This window comes from Massilia sp. Se16.2.3, from assembly GCF_014171595.1.
Taxonomy (GTDB): Bacteria; Pseudomonadota; Gammaproteobacteria; order Burkholderiales; family Burkholderiaceae_D; genus Telluria.
On sequence record NZ_CP050451.1, the window covers coordinates 694,717 to 717,827 of the forward strand.

General features: G+C 60.3%; 19 protein-coding genes, 2 tRNA genes and 1 pseudogene. 9 read left to right on the forward strand and 13 right to left on the reverse strand.

What is annotated here, in order from left to right; genetic code table 11:
* Window positions 1-37: 37 nt before the first annotated feature.
* Genes G4G31_RS25080 through G4G31_RS03290 form a run of 3 tightly spaced genes read left to right on the forward strand, consistent with a single transcriptional unit; the run spans window position 38 to window position 825 of the window.
* Window positions 38-271 (forward strand): hypothetical protein, encoded by a 234-nt coding sequence (locus tag G4G31_RS25080; protein WP_182990273.1) that lies wholly within the window; start codon window positions 38-40, stop codon window positions 269-271.
* 24 nt (window positions 272-295) lie between these two features.
* Entirely contained in the window at window positions 296-463 is a 168-nt protein-coding gene (locus tag G4G31_RS03285) for a hypothetical protein (protein WP_182990274.1), read from the forward strand.
* Entirely contained in the window at window positions 460-825 is a 366-nt protein-coding gene (locus G4G31_RS03290; RefSeq protein WP_182990275.1) for a VOC family protein, read from the forward strand. The genes G4G31_RS03285 and G4G31_RS03290 overlap by 4 nt, the downstream gene beginning before the upstream one ends.
* Window positions 826-941: 116 nt before the next feature.
* Here the strand turns inward: G4G31_RS03290 and G4G31_RS25085 are convergent, their stop codons facing one another.
* The 7 genes from G4G31_RS25085 to G4G31_RS03320 all read right to left on the reverse strand — a co-directional run bounded on the left by G4G31_RS25085 (window position 942) and on the right by G4G31_RS03320 (window position 9,864).
* Entirely contained in the window at window positions 942-1,481 is a 540-nt protein-coding gene (locus G4G31_RS25085; RefSeq protein WP_229425324.1) for a right-handed parallel beta-helix repeat-containing protein, read from the reverse strand.
* Complete coding sequence (locus G4G31_RS03295; protein ID WP_229425325.1) at window positions 1,366-2,349, reverse strand: hypothetical protein; 984 nt, start codon at window positions 2,347-2,349, stop codon at window positions 1,366-1,368. Before G4G31_RS03295 ends, G4G31_RS25085 begins: the two co-directional genes overlap by 116 nt.
* Complete coding sequence (gene prsR, locus G4G31_RS03300; RefSeq protein ID WP_182990276.1) at window positions 2,346-3,707, reverse strand: PEP-CTERM-box response regulator transcription factor; 1,362 nt, start codon at window positions 3,705-3,707, stop codon at window positions 2,346-2,348. Before prsR ends, G4G31_RS03295 begins: the two co-directional genes overlap by 4 nt.
* Window positions 3,708-3,720: 13 nt before the next feature.
* Entirely contained in the window at window positions 3,721-5,802 is a 2,082-nt protein-coding gene (gene prsK, locus G4G31_RS03305; RefSeq protein WP_182990277.1) for an XrtA/PEP-CTERM system histidine kinase PrsK, read from the reverse strand.
* Window positions 5,803-5,981: 179 nt separating this feature from the next.
* Window positions 5,982-7,385: a TIGR03013 family XrtA/PEP-CTERM system glycosyltransferase gene (locus tag G4G31_RS03310; protein ID WP_182990278.1), complete on the reverse strand. Its 1,404-nt coding sequence runs from the start codon at window positions 7,383-7,385 to the stop codon at window positions 5,982-5,984.
* 27 nt (window positions 7,386-7,412) lie between these two features.
* On the reverse strand, window positions 7,413-8,468 hold the full coding sequence (locus G4G31_RS03315; RefSeq protein ID WP_182991664.1) for an SDR family oxidoreductase: 1,056 nt from the start codon (window positions 8,466-8,468) through the stop codon (window positions 7,413-7,415).
* A gap of 103 nt (window positions 8,469-8,571) precedes the next feature.
* Window positions 8,572-9,864, reverse strand: a complete 1,293-nt coding sequence (locus G4G31_RS03320; protein ID WP_182990279.1) for a nucleotide sugar dehydrogenase — start codon at window positions 9,862-9,864, stop codon at window positions 8,572-8,574.
* 579 nt (window positions 9,865-10,443) lie between these two features.
* Between G4G31_RS03320 and G4G31_RS03325 the strand changes: the two genes are divergently transcribed.
* Window positions 10,444-11,373 (forward strand): GNAT family N-acetyltransferase, encoded by a 930-nt coding sequence (locus tag G4G31_RS03325; RefSeq protein WP_182990280.1) that lies wholly within the window; start codon window positions 10,444-10,446, stop codon window positions 11,371-11,373.
* A gap of 148 nt (window positions 11,374-11,521) precedes the next feature.
* On the opposite strand, the gene G4G31_RS03330 is transcribed toward G4G31_RS03325, so the two are convergent.
* Window positions 11,522-11,597: transfer RNA gene (locus G4G31_RS03330), tRNA-Arg, on the reverse strand.
* 103 nt (window positions 11,598-11,700) lie between these two features.
* Between G4G31_RS03330 and G4G31_RS03335 the strand changes: the two genes are divergently transcribed.
* Window positions 11,701-12,666 (forward strand): site-specific integrase, encoded by a 966-nt coding sequence (locus G4G31_RS03335; RefSeq protein ID WP_182990281.1) that lies wholly within the window; start codon window positions 11,701-11,703, stop codon window positions 12,664-12,666.
* Between the two features lie 259 nt (window positions 12,667-12,925).
* Here the strand turns inward: G4G31_RS03335 and G4G31_RS03340 are convergent, their stop codons facing one another.
* The 3 genes from G4G31_RS03340 to G4G31_RS03350 form a co-directional block, all read right to left on the reverse strand.
* Window positions 12,926-14,257 (reverse strand): hypothetical protein, encoded by a 1,332-nt coding sequence (locus tag G4G31_RS03340; RefSeq protein ID WP_182990282.1) that lies wholly within the window; start codon window positions 14,255-14,257, stop codon window positions 12,926-12,928.
* A gap of 67 nt (window positions 14,258-14,324) precedes the next feature.
* Window positions 14,325-14,615: a hypothetical protein gene (locus tag G4G31_RS03345; protein WP_182990283.1), complete on the reverse strand. Its 291-nt coding sequence runs from the start codon at window positions 14,613-14,615 to the stop codon at window positions 14,325-14,327.
* Window positions 14,616-14,975: 360 nt separating this feature from the next.
* Entirely contained in the window at window positions 14,976-15,521 is a 546-nt protein-coding gene (locus G4G31_RS03350) for a recombinase family protein (protein ID WP_182990284.1), read from the reverse strand.
* 749 nt (window positions 15,522-16,270) lie between these two features.
* Between G4G31_RS03350 and G4G31_RS03355 the strand changes: the two genes are divergently transcribed.
* Window positions 16,271-17,038 (forward strand): hypothetical protein, encoded by a 768-nt coding sequence (locus tag G4G31_RS03355; RefSeq protein WP_182990285.1) that lies wholly within the window; start codon window positions 16,271-16,273, stop codon window positions 17,036-17,038.
* Window positions 17,025-17,519, forward strand: a complete 495-nt coding sequence (locus G4G31_RS03360; RefSeq protein WP_182990286.1) for a hypothetical protein — start codon at window positions 17,025-17,027, stop codon at window positions 17,517-17,519. Before G4G31_RS03355 ends, G4G31_RS03360 begins: the two co-directional genes overlap by 14 nt.
* A 473-nt stretch (window positions 17,520-17,992) precedes the next feature.
* Here G4G31_RS03360 and G4G31_RS03365 read toward each other — a convergent pair.
* Window positions 17,993-18,068 (reverse strand) — tRNA-Arg (locus G4G31_RS03365).
* 288 nt (window positions 18,069-18,356) lie between these two features.
* On the opposite strand from G4G31_RS03365, the pseudogene G4G31_RS03370 reads away from it, so the two are divergent.
* Window positions 18,357-19,281: pseudogene (locus tag G4G31_RS03370) on the forward strand (cytochrome c5 family protein).
* A 417-nt stretch (window positions 19,282-19,698) separates the two neighbouring features.
* Window positions 19,699-21,864, forward strand: coding sequence for a hypothetical protein (locus G4G31_RS03375; protein ID WP_229425326.1), 2,166 nt, complete (start codon window positions 19,699-19,701; stop codon window positions 21,862-21,864).
* Window positions 21,865-21,935: 71 nt separating this feature from the next.
* Here the strand turns inward: G4G31_RS03375 and G4G31_RS03380 are convergent, their stop codons facing one another.
* A complete protein-coding gene (locus G4G31_RS03380) occupies window positions 21,936-22,997 on the reverse strand; it encodes an acyltransferase (RefSeq protein WP_182990288.1) in 1,062 nt (353 codons plus the stop codon).
* Between the last annotated feature and the right edge of the window lie 114 nt (window positions 22,998-23,111).

Consider the following 23,111-nt stretch of genomic DNA (forward strand, 5'->3'; position numbering starts at 1 on the left):
CTGCGGCCCCGGGGCCGACGCACCGCTGCCGGCGCGCATGGAAGCGGCACTGACCCGCTTCGGCGGACGGGTACTCGTCGTGCTGAGCGGCGCCGACCTGACAGCGCAGGAATTCGCCGACCTCTCGAACCGTTTCGGGTCCTGGCAGCGCCTGATGGCGGCGCCGCGCATCACGCGCCAGAAGATCGACAAGGCCGACCACACCTTCTCGCGCCGGCCCTGGCAGGACCAGGTGTCTGGCTGGACGCGCGACTGGCTGCGCTCCTGGTAAGCCAGCTTCGTACGCCACCACATGATGTCCGACTGCCACGAAGAAGACGAGAGCGACTACCTGGACGACAAATTCGGCTACGTCTGCACCCAGGCTTGCGGCCGGGCCGGCGTGCCGCGCCGCCTCGATGCGTTCTACCCGTGCTGGCGGGCCGCCATTCACTGCACACCAACGGACTGGAGCACCACATGAAACGCGTCACCGGCATCGGCGGTATCTTCTTCCACGCGCAAGACCCGGCTGCCCTGCGCGCCGGGTATGCGCGCCACCTCGGCATCGAGGTCCTGGCCTGGGGCGGCGCCGCCCTTCCACCCAGCGCCGGCCATACGATCTGGTCGATCAATGCCGCCGAGGATGGCGGCTTCGCACCAGGCCGCGCGTCCTTCATGATCAACTACCGCGTCGACGACCTCGACGCGCTGCTGGCGGCGCTGCGCAGCGAAGGCTGCCAGGTGCTCGACGAGACCAGCGACTCGGAATACGGCAAGTTCGGCTGGGTCATCGATCCCGAAGGCAACAAGGTCGAACTCTGGGAGCCGCCGGCGGGGCAGTAAGCAGCGAAGGCCCCTTCACCGCGCTCGAATGAACCCGGTTCCTGCCAGTTGGCGGCCGCACGCCGCCAACTGGCGCAGACCACGCCAACCAGAACATCCGCCCCTTGGGGTGAGCCTTATTCGGCGCGCAGGCAGGCGCGGAAATCGTCGAAGGCGCCATGGCTTGCCTCTGCGCCGCGCAGGCCGCCGCACAGGTCGGTGCTGCCTGGCGCCGCCGCACGGCGCGGCGCACCGGCGTGCCAGCGCAGGTCGAGCCGGCCTGGCGCGAAGAACAGATCGCGCTGCGGGTGGCGCCCGACGTACAGCCAGGCGATCGCGCTAGCGAGGTTGTCGCCAGGGTGGACGCTGCCGCCGTCGTCGCTGCGGATCGGACCGTCGACCAGGTTGCCATCGACGGTGGCGCTGCTGGTCGGGAAGCGCACCTGCACCCCGGCCGTGTCGAGCAGGGTGTTGTCCACTATCCGCGTGTTCGCTGCGCTGTTGAGGTAGATGCCGACATCGGAACAGCCGGCCACCAGGTTGGCGCGCAGGGTGCCGCCGTCATGCTCGGTGATGCAGCGCCCGTCGCGGCAATAGCGCTTGCCGGTGCCGCCGCCGCCAAACGAGATGCCGACCCGCTGCCCCGGCTGGCCGGCCAGGCGCGCTTCGCACAGCACCACGTTGCGCTCGATGAGGGTGCGTTCGGCGCCGCCCTTGGCGAACACGCCATAGCTGATGCGGTCGCCGCCGGCCTTGACAAAGTCCCTGGACCAGGTTGGCGCGGATGACCCAGTCGCTGGCCGCGACCAGGTCGATCGGCGTGACGGGACCACCGGTGCGCCGCGGTGCCGCATTGGTCAGCGTGTTCGCTTCGATCAGGCCGAAGTCGGGGAACTGGCCGCGCAGGCCGTTGATTTTAATGTGGGCGTGGAAGTCGCGCAGCGTGTTGTTGCGGGCGACAAAATGCTGGGCGGCGCCGACCACGTGGAAGGCATGCTGGCAGCTGTCGCGGCGGCAGGCGCCGCGGATGTCCAGGTTTTCGAATTGCCAGTGCGGTGCCGTGACGACAAACCCTTCGGCGGCATCGAACGCGATGCGTACCGTGCCCGGACTCTCCGCGCGCACCACGATCGGAGCGGCAGCGCTGCCGGCACGGCTGGCGTACAGGTTGCCGCGCACAGCATAGTCGCCGGGCAGGAAGGTGATGACGTCGCCCGGTGCGGCTGTGGCGAAAGCGCGCCGCGCTTCTTCGCTGGAAGCCACCTCGCGTATGGCACCTGCGGGAGCGGGGCTGCTTGCCGGCTGCGCGCCCAGCACCAGCGGCGGCGGCGTGAACGGCGCAATGTTGCCGCGGTCGAGCCGCAGCAGGGTTGCGGCGGCGGCGCGGCCCGCGCCTTCGATGAAAGGGTTGTGGCCACCAGTGCGCTTGAGAAGATAAGGGGCCAGCGCGCGCGGCGTGGCCCCTTCGGACTGCAGGTAGACCAGGGCACCACCGCCAGCCGCCGCCAGCAGCAGCGGCAGGGCCAGCAGGCGCGCCAGCTTCATGCAGCGGTCTTGATGTTGTGACGGCTCATCAGGTCGTACATGGTCGGGCGGCTGATGCCGAGGATTTCGGAGGCCTTGACGATGTTGCCGTCGACGCGAGCCAGCGCTTTCACGATGGCCTTGTACTCGGCCTCGTCGCGCACCTGCCGCAGGTTGATCGGCTCTTCTTCCAGGCCCTCGCCCGGCAGGCCGAGGTCGTCGGCGACGATGGTGTTCCCGTCGGCCATGATCACCGCGCGCTTGATGTAGTTTTCCATCTCGCGCACATTGCCCGGCCAGTTGTAGGCTTCGATGGCGGCGATCGCGTCCGGCGCGAAGTGCAGCGAACCGCGCGACTCCTGGGCGCAGAATTTATTCTTGAAGTGATGCGCCAGCAGGGCGGCGTCGCCTTCGCGCTCGCGCAGCGGCGGAATGGTCACCACGATTTCGGACAGGCGGTAATACAAGTCTTCGCGGAAGCGCCCTTGGGCGCACAGCTCCTTGAGTTTCTGGTGGGTCGCGCAGACGATGCGCACGTCCACCGGAATCTCTTCGTGGCCGCCGATGCGCTCAATCACGCGCTCCTGCAGGAAGCGCAGCAACTTGGCTTGCAGCGGCATCGGCAAATCTCCTACTTCGTCGAGGAAGAAGGTGCCGCCATGGGCCAGTTCGACCTTGCCCTTGGTCTGCTTGGCCGCGCCGGTAAAGGCGCCCTTCTCGTAGCCGAACAATTCGCTCTCGAGCAGGTTTTCCGGAATGGCCGCGCAGTTGATCGCCATGAAGCGCTCTTTCGCCCGCGGCGAGAGGGCGTGGACGGCGCGCGCCAGCACTTCTTTACCCGTACCCGATTCGCCCAGCAGCATGACGGAAGCGGAGGTCGGCGCGACCTTTTCCACGTTGCGGCAGATCTTCAGCATCGAGGGCGCGCGCGAGATCACGCCCGACATCGGCGAGTCGGCCTGCTGCTGTTGCATGCGGCGGTTTTCCTGCTGCAGTTCGTGCAGGAAGAAGGCGCGCTGGATCACCAGGTTCAGCACTTCCGGGTCGCAGGGCTTCTGGTGGAAGTCGTAGGCACCGAGGCCGATCGCCTTGACGGCGTTGGCATGGTCCTGGTTGCCGGTCAGGACGATCACGCGCGTGTCCGGCGCCAGGGCCAGGATCTGCTGCAGGGTCGCCAGGCCCTCGGTCGAGCCGTCCGGGTCGGGCGGCAGGCCCAGGTCCATCGTCACCACCGCCGGCTCATGGCGGCGGATCTGCGCCAGCGCCGCTTCGCGATCGCCGGCGACGACGACTTCATAGGCGTCCAGGCTCCACTTCAGCTGCTTTTGCAGGCCGGGGTCGTCTTCGATGATCAGGAGTTTCTGCTTGTTCTGTGTCACGGTAATCCTCGGGTCAAGCTGCCCGTTCGGCGAGCAGCGCATCCTGCTGGTACAGCGGCAGGATGACTTTGAAAGTGGTGCCGAGCGTCGGCTGGCTGGATACTTCCAGGCGGCCGCCCAGCTCATGAATGTATTCGCGGCTCTCGAAGACGCCGATGCCCATGCCGGCCGACTTGGTCGACTCGAAGGGCTTGAAGAGGCGCTCGCGGATGAATTCCTCGCTCATGCCTTCGCCGGTGTCGGTGATCTCGATCTGCACGGCTTCGCCCACGCGCGTGAGCGCAATGCGCACGCTGCCTTCCTTCGGCGTGGCCTCGATCGCGTTCTGGATCAGGTGGCCGACGACGCGCTCCAAACGCTCGCGGTCGGCCAGCACGCGCAGGCCCGTGTCGAGGACGTCGAGCGTCGGGCGCGGCTCGAAGGCCGCCTTTTGCGCCATCGCCTGGCGCACCACCTGGTCGACGTTCAGCGGCACGGGCTTTTCCTGGATATCGATGCGGGAGAGTTTCTGCAGCATCAGCCGCATCTTCTGCACCGACAGCGACACCGTTTCCAGCATGTCGGCCTGGAACTCGGGATTGTGCTTGTGCTTCTCGGCGTTGGCGTTCATCAGCGACAGCTGCGAGACCAGGTTCTTCAGGTCGTGGACGACGAAGGTCGACATGCGGTTGAAGGACTCGAACTGGCGTGCCACCATCAGTTCGTTGGCGGCATCCTGCTGCGCCAGGTAGCTGGCCGCCTGGCTGCCGGCGATGTCGAGCAGGTCGATCACTTCCCAGTTCAGTTTCACGGGGCTGCGCGCGGTCTGCAGCACGACAAAGCCGAACAGCCGGGTGCCCAGCATCAGCGGCACCACCAGCCAGCCGCGCGGATAGCTGCGCAGCCAGTCGGGCAAGGTCAGGCCCTCGTATTTTTCCGGCTCCTCGGCATACTCGTTCAGGTCGATCACCCACTGGGTCGATTCGAGGAAGCGGCACAGCGAGGAATCAAAAGGTTCGATGGCGTCGATGGCCGGCACCTGCCAGTGCGCCAGCGGCTCGCAGGCGCCCGACTCGCGCCGCTGCCACAGGCCGCCGCCCGGGCTTTCGACGAGCGCCGCCACGGCCTGCACGGCGCGCTCGCCCAGGTTCGGCCCCGCTTCCGACAGGGTGCGCGTAAAACGCATCCATTCTTCGCGGTAGTCGTAGCCGTAGCTGTAGAAATGCTTGGAAATGAAGACCTTCAGCCAGGCGCGGAAGGTACCCGAAAACAGGATCCCCGCCAGCAGCAGCAGCGCGCCGAACAGGAAAGTCACCTGCATGACGGTCCCCCAGCTGCCGCCGAAATAGCGCAGGTAGTAGCCGGCCGAACCCATCGCCAGCAGATAGATCGCGGAGCCGAACAGCGCCGCCGAGTGGAACATCACGCGGCGCGACACCGCCAGCGGCGAGCGCCAGGATTTGGCACGGCCCATCGAGATGGCCAGCAGCGGCACGGTGAGCGCGTTGATGACGCCACGCGCGGCCCAGATATCGGGATCGACCTCGCGGAACAGCATCGCGTGGCTGTACAAATAAAAATCGTAGGCGAACATGCCGCCGATGCCGAGACAGGCGAACTTGATGGCCCAGCGTTCCTGGACATTCTTGTTGCGGTAGGTCTGCTCCACCAGCAGCATGCCGCCGACCGCCTCCATCACGCGCGCCATCACCGGCAGCACGCTGTTGACCAGGGCCAGGTTCCAGTAGCCGAACACCGCCGCGACCAGCGCCAGCAGGTAGCACACCGCCGCCACGAACAGGGTCGGCCGCATCCCCAGCGGCAAGCGGCTCCCCGGCTTGCGCCAGTCTCCCAGCAGCACCACGAGGAACAGCGACCAGGCGGCATTCCTCGCCACCTCGAAGCCATCGGACAAGGCCGTCCACATCATGAGGTCCGTCGCCGCCCAGGCCAGCGACCCCGCCCAGAACGCCGACGCCAGCACCGCCGCCACCAGCACCGGCCCATACGCCCGCCCGCGCCACCCCGTCAGGAGCGGCACGCCCAGGCCAACGAAGCCAATGGCGGCAAGGCCATAGCTGTAGGCGGCGATACTGGTGAGGGAGACACTATCCATGGTACGGGCGGAAGGCGATTCGGTTTAAAGCGGTTTTCCGAGCGACCTGCGACGCCACGTAAGGCTTGAGAAACCGTAGCGAGCGGAAGCCGTGTTGGCCGAGAAGCGCAGCTGTACAAGCGTACAGCGAGCATCGCAGGCCGACACGGCGACGCGCAGTAGGTTTATCAAGCCTTACTTCAGCGGCCGCTGCGGAAGAGGACTACTTTCAGGGTGTTGATCAGGACCAGGAAGTCCAGGAACAGGCTGTTGTTCTTCACATAATACAGGTCGTACTGCAGCTTTTGCAGCGCGTCCTCGGCCGAGGAACCGTAGCCGTAACGCACCTGCGCCCAGCCGGTGATGCCTGGCTTGATGCTGTGACGCACGTTGTAGTATGGCACGACTTCGATCAGCTGTTCAACGAAGTAAGGACGCTCCGGGCGCGGGCCGACGAAGGACATCTCGCCCTTGAACACGTTCAAGATCTGCGGCAGTTCGTCGATGCGGGTCTTGCGCATGAAGTTGCCGACGCGGGTCACGCGCGGATCGTTCTTGGCCGCCCACTGCGGCGTGCCGCCGCGCTCGGCATCGGCGCGCATGCTGCGGAATTTATGGACGAAGAAGCTCTTGCCGTCGCGGCCGACGCGCTCCTGCGAATAGAACACCGGACCGCGGTCTTCCAGCCAGACGGCAAACGCCGCCGCCAGCATCAAGGGGAAGGTCAGGACCAGGATCAGGGTGCTGCAGACCAGGTCGAAGGTGCGCTTCATGAACAGGCGTACGAAGCTCTGGTCGAAGCCGCCGCCGAACACGAGCCAGCTCGGCTGGATCGAATCGACCCGGATCTGGCAGGTTTCGCGCTCAAAAAAGGTGGCGGCGTCGGTGACTTTCAGGCCAGCCAGTTTGCAGTCGAGCAGTTCCTTGATCGGGAAGCCGCCGCGGCGGTTCTGCACCGACACCACGATTTCCGACACGTTGTATTGGCGCGCCAGCTTCACCAGCGAATCGCCGTCGCGCACTTTCAGCAGGTTATTTTGCGGCACGCACAGTTCTTCCCCGGCGCCCGGGATGAAACCGGCGATGTCGTAGCGGTGGTAGCGGTTGGCGCGCTGGGCCAGGTCGCTGCATTCCCTGGCCAGCGGACCGCCACCCAGGAACATGATGCGCGACTGCAGGAAGCGTGCTTCCGAGGTCTTGAGGAAGATCATGCGCGCGGTGAAAATGCCGATGGCCGAGAGCGCGAATACCAGCAGCATGACGCTGCGGCCGAACGACAGCTCCGGCGCCACGTAAAACACCAGGGTCAGGATCAGGAAACCCATCGCGAACGAGGGCATCAGCTTCATCAGGAACGGGTGGCGCAAGCCTTCCTCGAAATCGAGCTGGTACATGCCCATGGCGCTCATGCTGAACACGACGGCCAGCGCGAAAGCGACGGCGGAGGTAAAGAAATGGTCGAGTGAGGGCACGCTCATCGGGCCGCCAATGTCCATGTAGCGCAATGCGGCACCCGCATAGGCGGCGCCAAGCAGCACCATCACTTCCACGACCAGCAGCACCGAAACGATCTTCGATACGTAGTGGTTTGAAATCCTGAACACGTGAGCCTCCTTCTTTCTTACTTCTTCTTACTTACTCGATAGTGCGGGCGAATCCTGCTTCTGCAGGTCGCGGACGTACCAATCCATGGCCTGTTGCAGGCCTTCGCCGATCCGGTGCGTGGGCGCATAGCCCAGCAGCGTCGCGGCCTTGCCGATATCGGCCTGCGAATGACGCACGTCGCCGCGGCGGAAATCGACATACTGCGGCTGGTGCGCGTCCACGTGCGGGAAGCGCGGGCGCAGCAGGTCGCGCATCATCGCGTACAGCTGGTTCAGGCTGGTGCGCTCGTTGAGCGCGACGTTGTAGACCTGGTTGACCGCCTCGGTGCCGGCAGTCGCCGCCAGCAGGTTCGCCTGGACGACGTTGTCGATGTAGCAAAAGTCACGACTGGTCTCGCCATCGCCGTTGATGCGCAGCGGCGTGTTGCGGATCAGCGCGGCCACCCATTGAGGAATCACGGCGGCGTAAGCGCCATGTGGGTCCTGGCGCGGGCCAAAAACGTTGAAATATCGCAAACCAATCGTTTCCATGCCGTAAGTTCGGCCGAACACGTTCGCATACAGTTCGTTCACATACTTTGTCACAGCGTAAGGCGAGAGCGGATTTCCGATCACGTCTTCCACTTTCGGCAGCCCCGGATGGTCGCCATAGGTCGAGCTCGAGGCGGCGTACACGAAACGGCGCACTTTCGCATCGCGGGCGGCGATCAGCATGTTCAGGAAACCGGTGACATTCGTCTCGTTCGTTGCCGCCGGATCGTCGATCGAGCGCGATACGGAGCCGAGCGCCGCCTGGTGCAGCACGAAGTCGACGCCGGTACAGGCACGGGCACAGTCGGCCGGTACGCGGATATCGCCTTCGATGAAATTAAATTTCTTCCACGCATCCTCTGTGACAGATTCTTTCACCTGCTCCAGGTTGTGGCGGTGCCCGGTGGCGAAATTGTCGAGTCCGACTACTTGCTGGCCGAGCTTGAGCAGCGCTTCCACCAGGTTCGAGCCGATGAAGCCGGCGGCGCCGGTCACCAGCCAGCGGTGGCTTTGCTGGCCCAGCTGCTGCCTAACGTCTTGAATCTTATTCACAGTATTCCGAACACTTTCTCGATAACGCGGGGTAAATCGTTCGCGCCCGGACAAGCCGGGGGCAGGCGGCAGGCACATGCGCCGCCGCCCGGAGGACTACCTGTTACAGGCGCCAGACGCAGAAACCTGCTTCGCGCAGCGCTTGCTCGTCGAATTGCGACTTGACGTCGATGAAGCAGCCGCCGGTATTGAGCTTGGCTTCGAAGTCGGTCAGCGACAGGGCCAGCACTTCCTTGTGCGGCACGGCGGCGATCAGGGCGTCGGCCTTCGGCAGGGCGTCCCAGCTCTTTTCGAGCGTGATGCCATACTCGTGATGGGCTTCGTCGGCTTCGGCCAGCGGATCCCAGACGTGGACGTCGACGCCGTAGCTTTCCAGTTCGTGGACGATGTCGGCCACTTTCGAGTTGCGCAGGTCAGGGCAGTTTTCCTTGAAAGTCAGGCCCATGACATTGACTTTCGCACCCTTGACCTGGAAGCCCGACGAGATCATCGATTTGACGGTCTTTTCGGCCACGAACTTGGCCATGCCGTCGTTGATGCGGCGGCCTGCCAGGATCACCTGCGGGTGGTAGCCGACCATCTCGGCCTTGTGGGTCAGGTAGTAGGGATCGACGCCGATGCAGTGGCCGCCGACCAGGCCCGGGCGGAACGGCAGGAAGTTCCACTTGGTACCGGCCGCCTTCAGCACTTCCAGCGTATCGATACCGATCTTGTCGAAAATGATCGCCAGTTCGTTCATCAGGGCGATGTTCAGGTCGCGCTGGGTGTTCTCGATGACTTTCGCCGCTTCGGCCACCTTGATGCTGGAAGCGCGGTGCACGCCGGCGGTAATCACCGATTCATACAGCTGGGCGATGCTTTCCAGCGATTCGGCGTCGTCGCCGGAAACGACCTTCAGGATCGTCGTCAGCGTGTGTTCCTTGTCGCCCGGATTGATGCGCTCCGGCGAGAAGCCGACGTGGAAATCCTGCATCCACTTCATGCCCGAATGCTTTTCCAGCAGCGGGATGCAGACTTCCTCGGTGGCACCCGGGTAGACGGTCGACTCGAAGATGACGATGGCGTCCTTCTTCATGTGCTTGCCGACGGTGGTGCTGGCGCCGATCAGCGGCGTGAAGTCGGGGTTGTGGGCGATGTCGACCGGGGTCGGCACGGCCACGATGACGTAATCGGCCTGGGCCAGCATGGCCGGGTCGGTCGTCACTTCCAGGAGGCGGGAAGCCTGCAGTTGTTCGGTCGAGACTTCGCCGGTGGGGTCAATGTGCTTCTTGTAGTTCTCGATTTTTGCGGTCGACAGGTCGAAACCAATCGTCCGTACTTTCTTGCCGAATTCCACTGCCAGCGGCAGCCCGACGTAACCGAGACCTACTACCGCGACGACCTGATCTGCTTTCATTATCAGCTTCCGTTATCGAATAAAGTTTTGCTATTATGCTAATTTAATATAGCATGGGAACAGGACGCGCCTCAACCTCGTCACCCGCTTTGTACAACGCCCGCAACAGCCTACGATCTGCTGCGTTGTATTTACAGCTTCTGCTTCCGTTGTGTCCGGTTTCATGCATGGTAACTAGGTTGCCCAGGGCGACCATCGTGTCTGACGTGCCATCTCCTGCGATCCGCCGAGAAATATCGGTGTCTCATCAGTAGCACCATGCAATATTAGCATTTTCTGTCTGACAAGTTCCGCAAGAAAATGAATCGTGCGCGGCCTACACATTTGCCAACCGGTGCGCGAACCGGTGTTGTCAATCATTTACAATACGGCGCAAATATTATTGCATTGGTGAAAACACCGATGTTGACCGCTGGAGCCGCGTGTGAACCACCTCGAATTTGCTTACCTGAGTAACGATGCCCCCGACAACACGGCGCTGGACGCCTTCGTCCGCGCCCGGCCGGACGGCAGCGCCTATCACCGGCGGCATGGCGCCGCGCCGTCACCGGCGCCTATCGTTATCCCTCGCAAGTACTGGTGGCGCGGCGCGGCGGCGAGATCGTCGGCATGCTGCCGCTGTGTTCGATAGCGCGGCCGTTCGGCAAGGCGCGCTGGGTGTCGCTCCCCTTCTGCGACCTCGGCGGTCCGCTGGCAGTCGACGCCGAGGTCGCCGAGGCCCTGGCGGCGCGCGCGCGGCTCGGCCTGAAGGAAGCCGGTGCGGCCGGGCTTGCCCTGCGCTGTTCGCTGCCGGCGGGGAGCGACGAAGCCGGGCTGGAAGGCCGCAAGGTGCGCATGCTGCTGGGCCTGCCCGACAGCGCGGCGGCCCTGATGCAGTCGTATCCGCCGAAACTGCGCAGCCAGGTGCGCAAGGCGGAAAAGAATGGCCTGACGTCGGAAGTGGCGGACGGCGCGGCGGCGGTCGCCGATTTTTACGATGTGTATAGCCGCAACATGCGGCGCCTTGGCAGCCCGCCGCACAGCCGCGCCTGGTTCGACGCGATCTACCGCCACTACAGCGCCGCCGGCGACATGTTCATCGTGATCGTGCGCCATGAAGGCAAGGCCGTCGGTGCCGGCTGGGTATTGACCTGCGGCGACAAGGCCGTCATCCCCTGGGCCTCGACCCTGGCCGACTACAACCCGCTGGCGCCGAACATGCTGCTGTACTGGGCAATTCAATCGCGCCTGTGCGAGATTGGTGTACGCCAGTTCGACTTCGGCCGCTCGACCTTCGGCGAGGGGACCTATAAATTCAAGAAGCAATGGGGTGCAGTGCCGGCCGCGCTCGACTGGCGCGAATGGGATGCACAGGGCGTGGCGCACCCTGCGCCTCCGATTACGGCGCCTGGTGCCAAGGGTGGCGCGGTGTCGAACCTGCGTCCGCTGGTGGAAAGTACCTGGCAGAAGTTGCCGCTGGCGGTGACGAACAGCCTGGGGCCGAGGTTGCGGCGCTATATCACGCTGTGATGCGAACGCTGTAGTGCGCACGCTGTGCTGCGCACTTTATCGTGCCAGCTTGTCATGGCGACAAACGGCGTGACGCAATGCCAGGCCGGGTAGCACGCCGGCAGCATCTTGCATTACAAAGGGAAGGTGAAGCAGGAGGGGTGTCAGGTGGTGCGGCTGGCTGGGATCGAACCAGCGACCCTTGGCTTCGGAGGCCAATACTCTATCCACTGAGCTACAGCCGCACGGGAAACTCCTGAGCGATGCGAAGGATACGCGAGAGCAGTCTGAGAGCAGTGAGAGCAGTGAGAGCACCCGGTTTAACGACGGCGACTTAGGAGAAGTCGCATGGCTGGTATCTGGCAGTACAGGGGCAAATGGAAGTGCCAAGTTCGCAAAGAAGGCTTTCCTTCGCAAAGCAAGACCTTCGAGACCAAGGCCGAAGCCGTTGCATGGGGTATCGAGGTCGAGTCCAAGATGAACCGAGGTACTTTCGTCGGGAAGACCACGAAGCAATCGACATCCATCGGTCAGATGCTTGCCCGGTATCTTGCAGAAGAGTCACCAAACAAGGCGTACTCAGCTGCGGACCTTTCCCGGTCGAAGCCGTTGATTGCGGCACTCGGGGCGTATCACGTCCACAACCTCACGCATACGGACCTCGCAAAGTACAAGCGTGAACGGCTTGCCCTGAGGTCGCCACAGACAGTAACGCATGAGTTAAACCTCTTGCATCGCGCCTACGTGGTCGCCAGTACCGAATGGGGAATCATTCTTCCCAATGGCGTTCCGAAGACCTCACGGCCTACACTGCCCCGTGGTCGCGGCGCTCGCATTCGACCTAACCAGATTGATCTGATTGTGCAAGCTACGGAGTCCGAACAGTTGAAACACATTGTCCCGTTGGCGGTCGAGACAGCAATGCGCCGATCCGAGCTACTGAGCATCCAATGGGAACACATCGATTTTGACCGTTGTTCGATCTATCTGGAGAAGACCAAGAACGGATTATCGCGTACTGTGCCGCTGTCCCCTCGTGCCCTCCAGGTGCTTCAGTGCATGCAGCAGGGCAAAACAGGGCCAGTGTTCACGCTTGCCGCCTCATCTGTCAGCCAAGCGTTCCAGAGGGCCGTAGAACGCGCAGGATTGGACCATGTACGTTTCCATGATCTTAGACATGAGGCTACGTCCAGACTGTTTGAACGCGGTCTGAACGTGATCGAGGTTGCACGGATAACAGGCCATATAACTTTGGCCATGCTGGATCGCTACACCCATCTTGATGTGCAGGGATTGGTACAGAAGCTCAGTTAGACGCAACAAATCCGCTTCAATAGCCTTGAGTTACCTTGTAAAGGATTCAAGGCATACCGATCAGCAAGACCGTATACGCAGCCGTAGTAAGGTCAGTGAATGGGGATGGCTTATCAGTCCCCCTAAGGATACCCATAGATATCTTAGCTCACTAGCTTACCTGTATCGCATACTAAACAGAAAAGATAAGGGTACCTAGCATTCCTTAGGTCGATGTGAGCAAGGCTGTCCCGCTGGCTTTGTGTAATGTGATTCATACTCAACCTGAGACCTCCTCTAGCTTAACAACTCCGTCGATCCCCGTATTCTCCTTGAAGACCTCAAGCATTACCGCTGTAGCTTGCTCTTGGTGGTCCCTAGCTACGATAACAGCGTCATGAACCGGCAGCGCAATGATGCCTTGCTTTAATAGGCGGGTAAGCACTTCCACTAGAATCTTACTTTCATCGTACAGCAACCGCATACCGATCCCCTGATAAAAAAGATCAGCAATCGGCATATGACGGATTGTAATACTGGAGGTAATTTCCCTGATACTTAAGTGCATAGGAAACAACTCTGCCGCTCCCCTCGGCTTTTTCTTCATCGGTTTGGTTCTGTGCAGCATTGAATTGAACACGACCTTTACACCATCACGGTATTGCTCAAGCCTAGGGATTGTATAGGCGTCTTCTCCATCGTAGTCTTTGCCAGCGAGTCCATAAAGTATCCGCGGGTTCATTTGTCCGAAGTCTAATGTTACTGTTGAGTCGCCCTCGATAACGATGCCTCGGCGCTCACGCTTGGACATGCTCTGCCAAAACCCTCCGAACAAACGTCCTCCCTGTTCAAACGACCCGTTATTGAAATACCGACGCAAGCGACGATCAGTCGCGTCTACCATCTGCTCGTATTTGGCGCACGGCATGTAATTCATATCGGCATCTGCAAGAGACTCATTGATGAAGCCCATATCAGCCCTATATGTGTTCGTCTGGGCAGTATCAGTGTATTGAAGCCATGCGCCGGAATCATTGTGGTCTTCCTTGGCACCCTTAAGGATGATTGTTTCCTGAATCTTGTCTAACTTGAAATCGTCGCAAGTCAGGCGGTACTCGATGATGCGATCCCTAAGCCGTTCGCCTGCGCGGATCGTCGATAACATACAATGGCTACGGTCAGAAGGCATCCATATCCCTTTGCGTTGTTCTGCGTATCCCATTTCAGGAGCGGTCATGTAGTCCAGCACGTTCTTGATAGTCTTGCTGATTGCTTTTGATTTGTATCGGTCATGTGACCCTAAAGCGGTGTTCGCCAACGAGATGGCAAGCCAGCCGCCAGGACACGTTAATTCCCTGTGGATCAAGTCGCAGATTAACGCTTGCACTTGATTGGTAAAGGTCTCGGAATCATCCGCCTTGCGCTTACGCTTGCGTGGGGCACGGTAATCTTCGTATGAAAGCAGCAGATGCGCCGCTTCGGAAACAACTAATGCAGCCTTTTCGGTTGCTGTGATTCTGAACCCGTTAAATGGACGATCAATTGGCTCAACCGGCTCTACATAGAGGGGTATTGCGAGGAAAGAGGATGCGAGGTTAGGTGTGGCATTCATTTTGAAATGCTTATTCGGAATTGGAGCGTCGCGACCCACCTGTGGCAACAGGCAGGTCTCAAGCCGCTCAGAAAGAAGTTGTGGCGTCAGCCGCATTGGCAGTATCAACAGCAGTCTTCGTGATCGCATCGAGTCGGGCGCAGACGTCTTGCACGCTCTTGTACGTCCAGTAGTGCCTCCTCGGCGTCCGATAGCCCCTCTCGTTGAGTTCGTGTGCCATTTGATGCGGCGTGAGTTCGGAAGCCTTAAGTTCCTCGATCTGCGCTTGCAAGGACAGCGCAAACTTGTCAGCCCTAGCGATCTTGATTGCGTTCATCGCTGCAAAGTGTGCGAGTTTTGGTGTAATTTCTTTGGTCATTTGTGGGTCTTGTCGTTTGAAAGTGGGGTTGGTTCACAGCGAGTTCGCCAAGCGCCCTCAGGACGGCTTGGTATAGCTTAGGTGTGGGTTTTAGGAATTCCCCTCAGAGCCACCCTAATCCCTTCTCAAAACGAATCGAACAAGACCCTGTATGGGGAGTCAGACAAGACGAAAAAAGGCCCCTATGAGGCTATACGTCAGCCGTAGGGGCATTGTAATTCTGTCAATGATCGTAGTTCCAGTTGTGTTCGGGCGCTCCCCTTCTCTTAAAGAAAGAGCGTTTTTGTCCACCCTATATTTGCATATTTTTTAAGCAGGGAAATGTAGGGGCATAGGGCTAGGTGCGCTGGAGCGCCTGAATCATGCCTTTAACATCCGGTACACACTCGCTACACCGATACCCAGCTTATCCGCTACAGCATCCTTGGTAAGCCCCTGAGCGACCAGCGACAACACCTCCGCCTTCTTAGCCTGTGCAGTAGGTTTCCGACCCTTGTACTTTCCCTCGGCCTTTGCTTTGGCTACGCCTTCCTTTTGACGTTCCAGCATGATTTCCCGTTCAAACTGACCAACGGCACCGAGCATGGTGAGCATAAGTTTCCCTGTGGGCGTAGAGGTATCCAGTCCGAGGTTCAAGACCTTGAGAGAGACACCCTTGGCTTCCAGACGCTGAACAATCTCCAACAGGTGCTGGGTATTACGAGCAAGGCGATCGAGCTTGGTGACAACGAACACATCACCTGACCGAGCAAAGCCAATGGCTTCCTCAAGCTCCCTCCGTTCGGCCACCGAAGAAACCTGTTCCTGGAAGACCCGTTCACACCCCTCAGCTTTCAGCGCCGACAACTGAGCATCGAACCCTGCTACCTGTTCCACAGTGGAAGTACGCGCATAGCCAATCAACATGGTGTTTCCCTATCAATGAACCCTTAGATGCAGTGATAATACCCTATCGAAAGCAAAAACACAATCCTATTGATAGACTTTTGGGATAGGTTCTCAGACTCTCACTAGGGCAGGGTTCATTGGTAGATCAACATGACGGCTAATGCCATTGAAGGATGCCCAGGATTTCCCATGGCGAAAGCGGGTAGATGGATAGGGCAGGGAACACCACCAAATAGAACAGCATCAGCAACGATGACCCTTGGTCGCCCCTTTGAAAAAACAGATCAGGCCAGAACAACGCCCCCCAGGGTCACCTTTTCGGGCAACTTCAAAAAGTCGGGTTTAGGCGAACATTGGTTGTTGATGTTGAGAAATCAACGAGTGAGGGGGTTTTTCCATACCCAAATACGGCCCCCCGGCCCTATGTCTCTTAGGTAGCTACAGGACCGCCCCGGCCTTGTGTCCCAGGAAAGCCCCTTAGTATGGGCTGGCGCTAAAACATATCTTATGAACCCTCAGGAAACATTCTATGGCACGTATAACTGGCCGGAACCTAAGATATAACGACTGTCACAGATACCTAGCCTTGCTTCGTCCATCGTGCGACGGCGAGCAATCGACAACCTCAATTGATAGTTTACTAACAGGTTACCGTTGATACATACTATGCTGATTGCTGCGCTAAAATTAATAGGAAACTCATGAATGACCGAACTGTAGAGACTGATTCATCCGAAGATGCTTGGGGTAACAGAACGAAGGCCGGGATGAAGCGAATCAAAAAGGCTTGGAAGCGCCTACAGCCGCAGACCCGCAGGCTTTTCATTGAAGATGGTTTTGACGATCATGGGGGCCGTCTAGTCCCCCCGGAAAGCTGGGATGAGACAGGCCATCTTGTCTATGCAATCGGTTTGTTTGAGGAAGCTGCAAGGGCAACCATACCAGCGAAGAGTGGCGACCCCATCCCCGGATGTTACAACGGGGACGAACTTCTCCATGAAGCTGCAAACTTGGTCTTGAATCGACAATACTGCGATCCAGAATTTACCGGCGTTGCACTACATGCATGCATGAAACAACAAGCTAGTAGTGCCGTCGTTAGCTTCTATTACAACGGCGGTGATCGCACGAAGACGAAGAGTGTTCTAGGCAAAGCGATAGCAGGTATAACCCTAAGTGTTGTGGTCGCGGCTTCCATTGGCAATGGGCTAGTAGAAGCCTTCAACCATGACGTAGGGTCCGCATCTATATGGGCATTCATTGCCATGTTCTGCTATGGAACCCTTAAGAACATGAACAAGGCGGACGAAGCGTCAAAGTGGGAAGTATCGTACACAAATTGGTCAGCGTTGATCTTTAGAGACTTCCATATCGGTACGGGCCAAGGTGTCGAACAGCAGCTACAACAATTTTTACGGCAAGGAATCCATGTGCATTCGGTACTGTTCGACCTTTGCGCTACACTTCAACAGGGTACAGACTTGAGCCGACGAGTTCACATAACGACTACAAGGGATCGACTTGAAGATCACTGACTATCTTGCAATCTACGCAGCAGCTTTGTCAACACTCGTCTTTCTTTGGAATTTGCGTCAAGCTCGACCGCGAATCAAGGTCACTATTCTTCCCGGACTAACGGACAAAGGGGAGACGCCACGCTTTGGCGCGTTTATCATCGTTAAAAACATGTCTCCCCTTGAGGTCCATCTTTCGGCGTCCCGCTTGCTTTACAGGCACAAGAAGCCAAGCCTTAAGGAAAAGCTAATGCACATATTGAAGTATCGGCAGATACCTAGGAACATCGGATGGGTCCAGTCTAGGTTTTCATACTACGATGTTGATGATGAATTTCCATTAAGCCTCGGGGCACGAAAGGCGCATAGGATTTTCATTCCCGAGTCAGCATTAGAAAAAATAGCCATTGAAAGCGGTGACCGAACAATAAGATGTAATATTCAAGACGAACTAGGGAACAATGTTCTGTCCAAAAAATTCACTTGGAACAAGCCGCGTTGAATTTTGTTTTTGCTGCCCCAAGCATAGGTACAACGGCAAGAAACGGCATACCCTCGTTTTTAGTGTCAGGGACATACCAGCAGCGCATTCAGGGGGGGGCAAAAGTCGATTCCTGATGGTGTTGCTAGACTTTCAACGGGTGCGTGCGTTCTTCTTTCAACAATGCACATATACCCTATGGTAGGGTAGATTTAGCATGTGCTGCTGGGAGACATACCCTAGATTTGGGGTATGTTTTGACTGCTGAGGGGGCGACTTATACCCTATATCTGGGGTAGTTCCTGAGCTAGGTGCTAGGCAACACAAGTAAGACAGGAGCGACGAAGAAACGAAAGTGTCCCTTCGCTGAGACAGTTCAGGCTTAGATACGGACCCGAGAGCAGCTTGAGAGCAGTGATCCGATATAATTACAAGTCGTCAAGGTGCAAGCCGTCCACCGACGACCCGGTAACTCATTGATTTCTCTAAGAAGGTGGTGCGGCTGGCTGGGATCGAACCAGCGACCCTTGGCTTCGGAGGCCAATACTCTATCCACTGAGCTACAGCCGCACGGGAAACTCCTGAGCGATGCGAAGGATACAGTCTTTCACGGCTGCCGTCCATGGAAAGTCTCCGGGAACGCCGCACGCCACCGCGGCCGTCCCCTCTCCCACCCTGCCGCACGCATCGAAGACGCACCCCGCCGCGACAGTTTTGTCGGCACCGCCACGTTCGCTCGCACGGCATGTGCCATAGGCAATCTTTTGAGACTATAATCGCCTGTTGGCGGCCTTTGCAAAAAGTCATGCAGGAAGCACAAGCCGGGTAGCAGGTTTTTTTAATCGTATTAAGGAAATCATGAGCGACGCACACAATGAACAATCGTTTATCCGGACGCCAAAGCAGCTGATCGCCGTCGTCGCAGGATTTTTCCTGGTAATCGTCATCGGCATCATTCTGCTCGTTGCGTTCGTCACGAACGACAAGCTCGAAGGCGCAGGCACGAACAGCCTGGGCCCGGAAGCCGTCGCTGCACGCCTGCGTCCGGTGGCCGAACAGGGTTTCACACTGGTCGACGCCAATGCACCGAAAGTCCTGCAATCGGGTAATGCCGTGTACACCGCCGTCTGCGCGGCCTGCCACGGCACCGGTGCCGCCGGCGCGCCGAAGATCGGCGTGGCCGCCGACTGGGGCCCGCGCCTGGCGCAGGGCTACGACACGCTGATCAAGCACGCCATCGAAGGCATCCGCACGATGCCGGCCAAGGGCGGTAACCCGGACCTGGACAATGTCGAAGTAGAACGCGCAGTGGTCTACATGGCCAACCAGAGCGGCGCCAAGTTCAAGGAACCGGCCGCTCCTGCCGTCCAGGCTGCCGCACCGGCTGCGACCCGGGACGGAAGTGGCCGCCGCGCCAGCCGCGCAGAATGCAGCGACCGCCTCGCCGATCGCCGGTACCCCGGCCACGGCCCAGGTCGCCGCCGCGGCTGCCGCACCAGCGGCCGCACCAGCCGCCGCACCCGCCGTCGCCAGCGCCAACGGCAAAACCCTTTATAACAGCGCCTGCGTCGCCTGCCATGGCGCCGGCATTGCCGGCGCACCGAAGGTTGCCGACAAGGCCGCCTGGGCGCCGCGTATCCAGCAAGGCACTGCCGTGCTGTATGAACACGCACTAAAAGGTTTTCAGGGCAAGGCCGGCGTGATGCCAGCAAAAGGCGGCTCGAGCGCGCCGGATGCCGATGTCAAGGCTGCCGTAGACTTCATGGTGGCTTCTTCGCGTTGAGCGATATCAGGAATAAAGGCAATCGTTGCTGAAAGACCGCCTGAGGGCGGTCTTTTTTTATTGCGTCTCTTTCGAAAAAGACACGATAAATACAGCAAAATTCGCTTTCAAAGCGAATAATATTCGTAAAATAATCGACAACGTTATGTTGTATTTGGGCGAAATACGGAACAGAGGTAGTGATTTTACTGTTCCTTAGTTTTGCTTTGGCGTAATCTTTGGAAATTCCTTGGAGCAATAATTTATGCTCCTCAGTAACTCCTCGATGACGTCATGACACTCCCACTCCAACACTTTGCAATACGAATTGCCGCAATCGCGGTATTCGGAACCACGCTCGTGGCCTGCGGCGGCGGCGGCGGCGGTTCGACTTCCACCCCGGCGGCGACGGCTTCCTCGCCTACGGTCCCAGCGACCGTGACGACCTCCAACCCGGTTACCCTGCCGACCGGCGCGATCATCGCACCCGGCGCCTCCGGTACGCCTGGCGCAACCGCCGGCGACCCGCTCGCAGCCGGAGCACCGAACGGTACGGCCGCCACGGCGGTGGTAGCGCCCTCAAACACGACCGCGGCACTGACGACCTACAGCATCCTTGGCACCGTCACCGACGTGCGCTTCCAGAATACCGCTGGCGTGGCCCAGGAAAACGTACCGGTGACCTTCGGCCAGGTGTTTGCCGTCGGCCATATGCAGCCGACCGACTCGCTCGTCGGCCAGTTCGAGAACGGCCAGAGCGTCGCGTTGCAGCTCGACGTCAAGGCGACGCACCCGGATGGTTCGGTGCGTCACGCGGTTGTCTCGGGCATCGTCCCGAGCCTGGCCACCGGCGAAACCCGCACCATGTCGCTGATGCGATCGAACGCCCCGCAAGCGGCCGGCCTCGGCCCGAAGACCCTCCTGCTGAACGGCTTCAGCGCCTCCGTGCACGCCAGCATCGGCGGTACGGCCTACAGCGTCTCGGCCGACGACCTGATCAAGAGCGGCGCGGCTGTCCAGACCTGGCTGTCCGGCACCGTCGCCAACGAATGGCAAGTCTCGGCGCCCTTGAAGACCGCCGACGGCGTCGCGCATCCGCACCTGTCGGCACGCTTCGCCATCCGCTGGTACGACGCAATCAAGAAGGCGCGCGTCGACGTCACCATCGAGAACGACTGGGCCTACGAGCCGAGCCCGCAGAATTTTACCTATGATGCCGAGATCATGGTGCGCGGCGCCGTCGTGTATTCGAAGCCGGCGCTCACCCACCTGCACCACAGCCGCTGGCGCAAGGTGTTCTGGTGGGGCGGCGACGCTTCGCAGGTGCATGTCAAGCACAACACGGCCTACCTGATCGACAGCCGCGCGCTGCCGAACTTCGACCGCAGCGTCGTCACCCCGGAATCGACCTATACCGCCCTGATGGCGAAATGGACCGGCACCGCCATCGAACCGATGGGCGTGGGCCTGGCCAATCCCTACATGCCGAGCACCGGCGGACGCAACGACATCGGCCTGCTGCCGGGTTGGGCTGCGACCTACCTGCTGAGCATGGATGCACGCGCCAAGCAGGTCACCCTCGGCACCGCCGACCTGGCCGGCAGCTGGTCGGCGCACTACCGCGACAAGAACACGGGTCGTCCGGTCAGCCTGATGGATTATCCGTACATGACGATCCTGGGTACCCCGACCGACACCAAGAATCCGGCGACCAAGCTGCAGGAAGCGTTCCCGAAATGCGTGACCAGCGCGGCCTGCGAGACGCCGAACAAGCATGACGCCTCGCACCAGCCGGCGTTTGCCTACCTGCCTTACCTGGTGACGGGCGACTACTATTACCTGGAAGAGCTGCAGTTCTGGACGATGTACAACGTGTTCCAGTCGAACCCGGGCTACCGCAAGAACATCCAGGGCCTGCTGTTCAACGACCAGGTGCGCGGACAGGCATGGAGCCTGCGTTCGCTGGCCGAAGCGGCCTACATCACGCCGGACGACGACCGCCTGAAATCGCATTTCGCCCGCATCCTGCAGAGCAACCTGGACTGGTATAACAATCAGTACACGAACAACGCGTATGCCAACATCTTCGGTGTCATCGATACCGCCAGCGCCGTGATCTACGAGAGCAAGCGTGGCATTGCGCCGTGGCAGGACGACTTCTTTACCTCGGCCGTCGGCCACGCGGCGGAACTCGGCTTCGACGGCGCCCGCACCCTGCTGGGCTGGAAAGCCAAGGCACCGGTGCTGCGCATGACCGAGCTGTGCTGGATCGACGCCTCGCTGTATTCGATGAACATCCGCGATACGGCCACCAGCCCGTACTACAAGACGGTGGCCGAGGCGGCAGCGGCGACGCAGACGCCGGAGTTCCTGGCACTGGCCTGCAACAGCCCGGCAATGGCGGCCTACCTGAAGCTGAAGGTCGGCGAGATGACCGGCTATGCATCGTCGGTGCAGGGCTACCCGGCCAACATGCAGCCGGCCCTGGCTTATGCCACCGATGCCCGCCTGCCGAACAGTGCCCAGGCCTGGACCACCTTTGCGGCCCGCCCCGTCAAGCCGAACTACGGCAGCAGCCCGCAGTTCGCGATCGTGCCGCGTTAAACCGTCGACGTCGACGTAAAAAAGCCCCGGCCGCCGCAAGGTGGCCGGGGCTTTTCTTTGCTGCCAGCCCTTTACTCGGCCTTGGCCAGCACCGCGCCAGGCGGCACGCGGGCCGCGGTGGGCGGCGCCTTGGCACCGATCACGAAGCTGAAGAGACGCGGCATCAATCGCATCGCCAGCAGGTACACCAGCACCAGCGATGCCGTCGTCAGCACCGGCGCCAGCACCCAGTAGACCGGATACGGCACGTGGGCCGCGAACGGTTTATAGACGATCGTCGTCGCCAGCAGCACCGGGGCGTGGGCGACGAAAATGAAGAAGCTGTACTTGCTCATGCGTCCCAGCCAGCGGCCGAAGGCGGTCGGCTGCAGCAGCGCGGCGGCGGGCCAGATCAAGAGCGGCGCCACCAGCCGCAGGTTGTTGGTGTTGGCGACGCGGAACCAGATCACGTAAGCGCACAGCCCCAGGAACAAGGCCAGGCACAGGGGCGCGTAGCGGTCGAGCGCACGCAGGTTCCAGCCGCGCACGGCCACGAGGCCGCCGACATAAAACACGGGCCACATCACGTTGCGCAGCACGAACGGGCCGTCCAGGTTGAACTGGTAGACCAGGGCGACGATCGCCAGGCCGACCCAGGGCAGCTTGCGCAGGAACCAGCCCAGCAGCGGCGCCACGATCATCAGCGCCACCAGGTCGCGCAGGAAGTTCAAGGGGTAATTGATGGGCGAGCCCGTCAGGCCGAAGGCGGCGTTCAGCCAGCCCTTCCCGTCCTTTGGAATCATGTCGTTCGACAGCGTGATGCCCAGGCCATGGTAGAGCCCGAGGGCCGCGGCCAGCAAGCCGAGGTTGAAGACGAGGAAAGGCAGGACGATGGTGCGGAATTTTTTGCTGGCCAGCTTGCCCGGTGTCTGGTCGAGCCCTGACTTGAACAGCAAATAGCCGGAGATGCAGGTCAGCACCGGCACCGTCGTGCGGAACACGGCGTGCTGGAAGAAAGCCTTGAACAGGTCGAACGGGTTGTTCGCCACTTCCGCGATCGGCACATACGGCGGCGCGTGCAGCAGCACGATACCGAAAATCATCAGGAAGCGCAGCAGGGCAATGCGCTGGCTTACGGAAGCGTCGTCATTCATGAACATCCTTAAATTATGCACAGCGGGCACGGCTGTATTTCCAGAATGATAACGCATCGACGCCTGCCGGACGCTTGCATGCATGCTGGGCTGTCTTGTCGCCACCACAAGGCA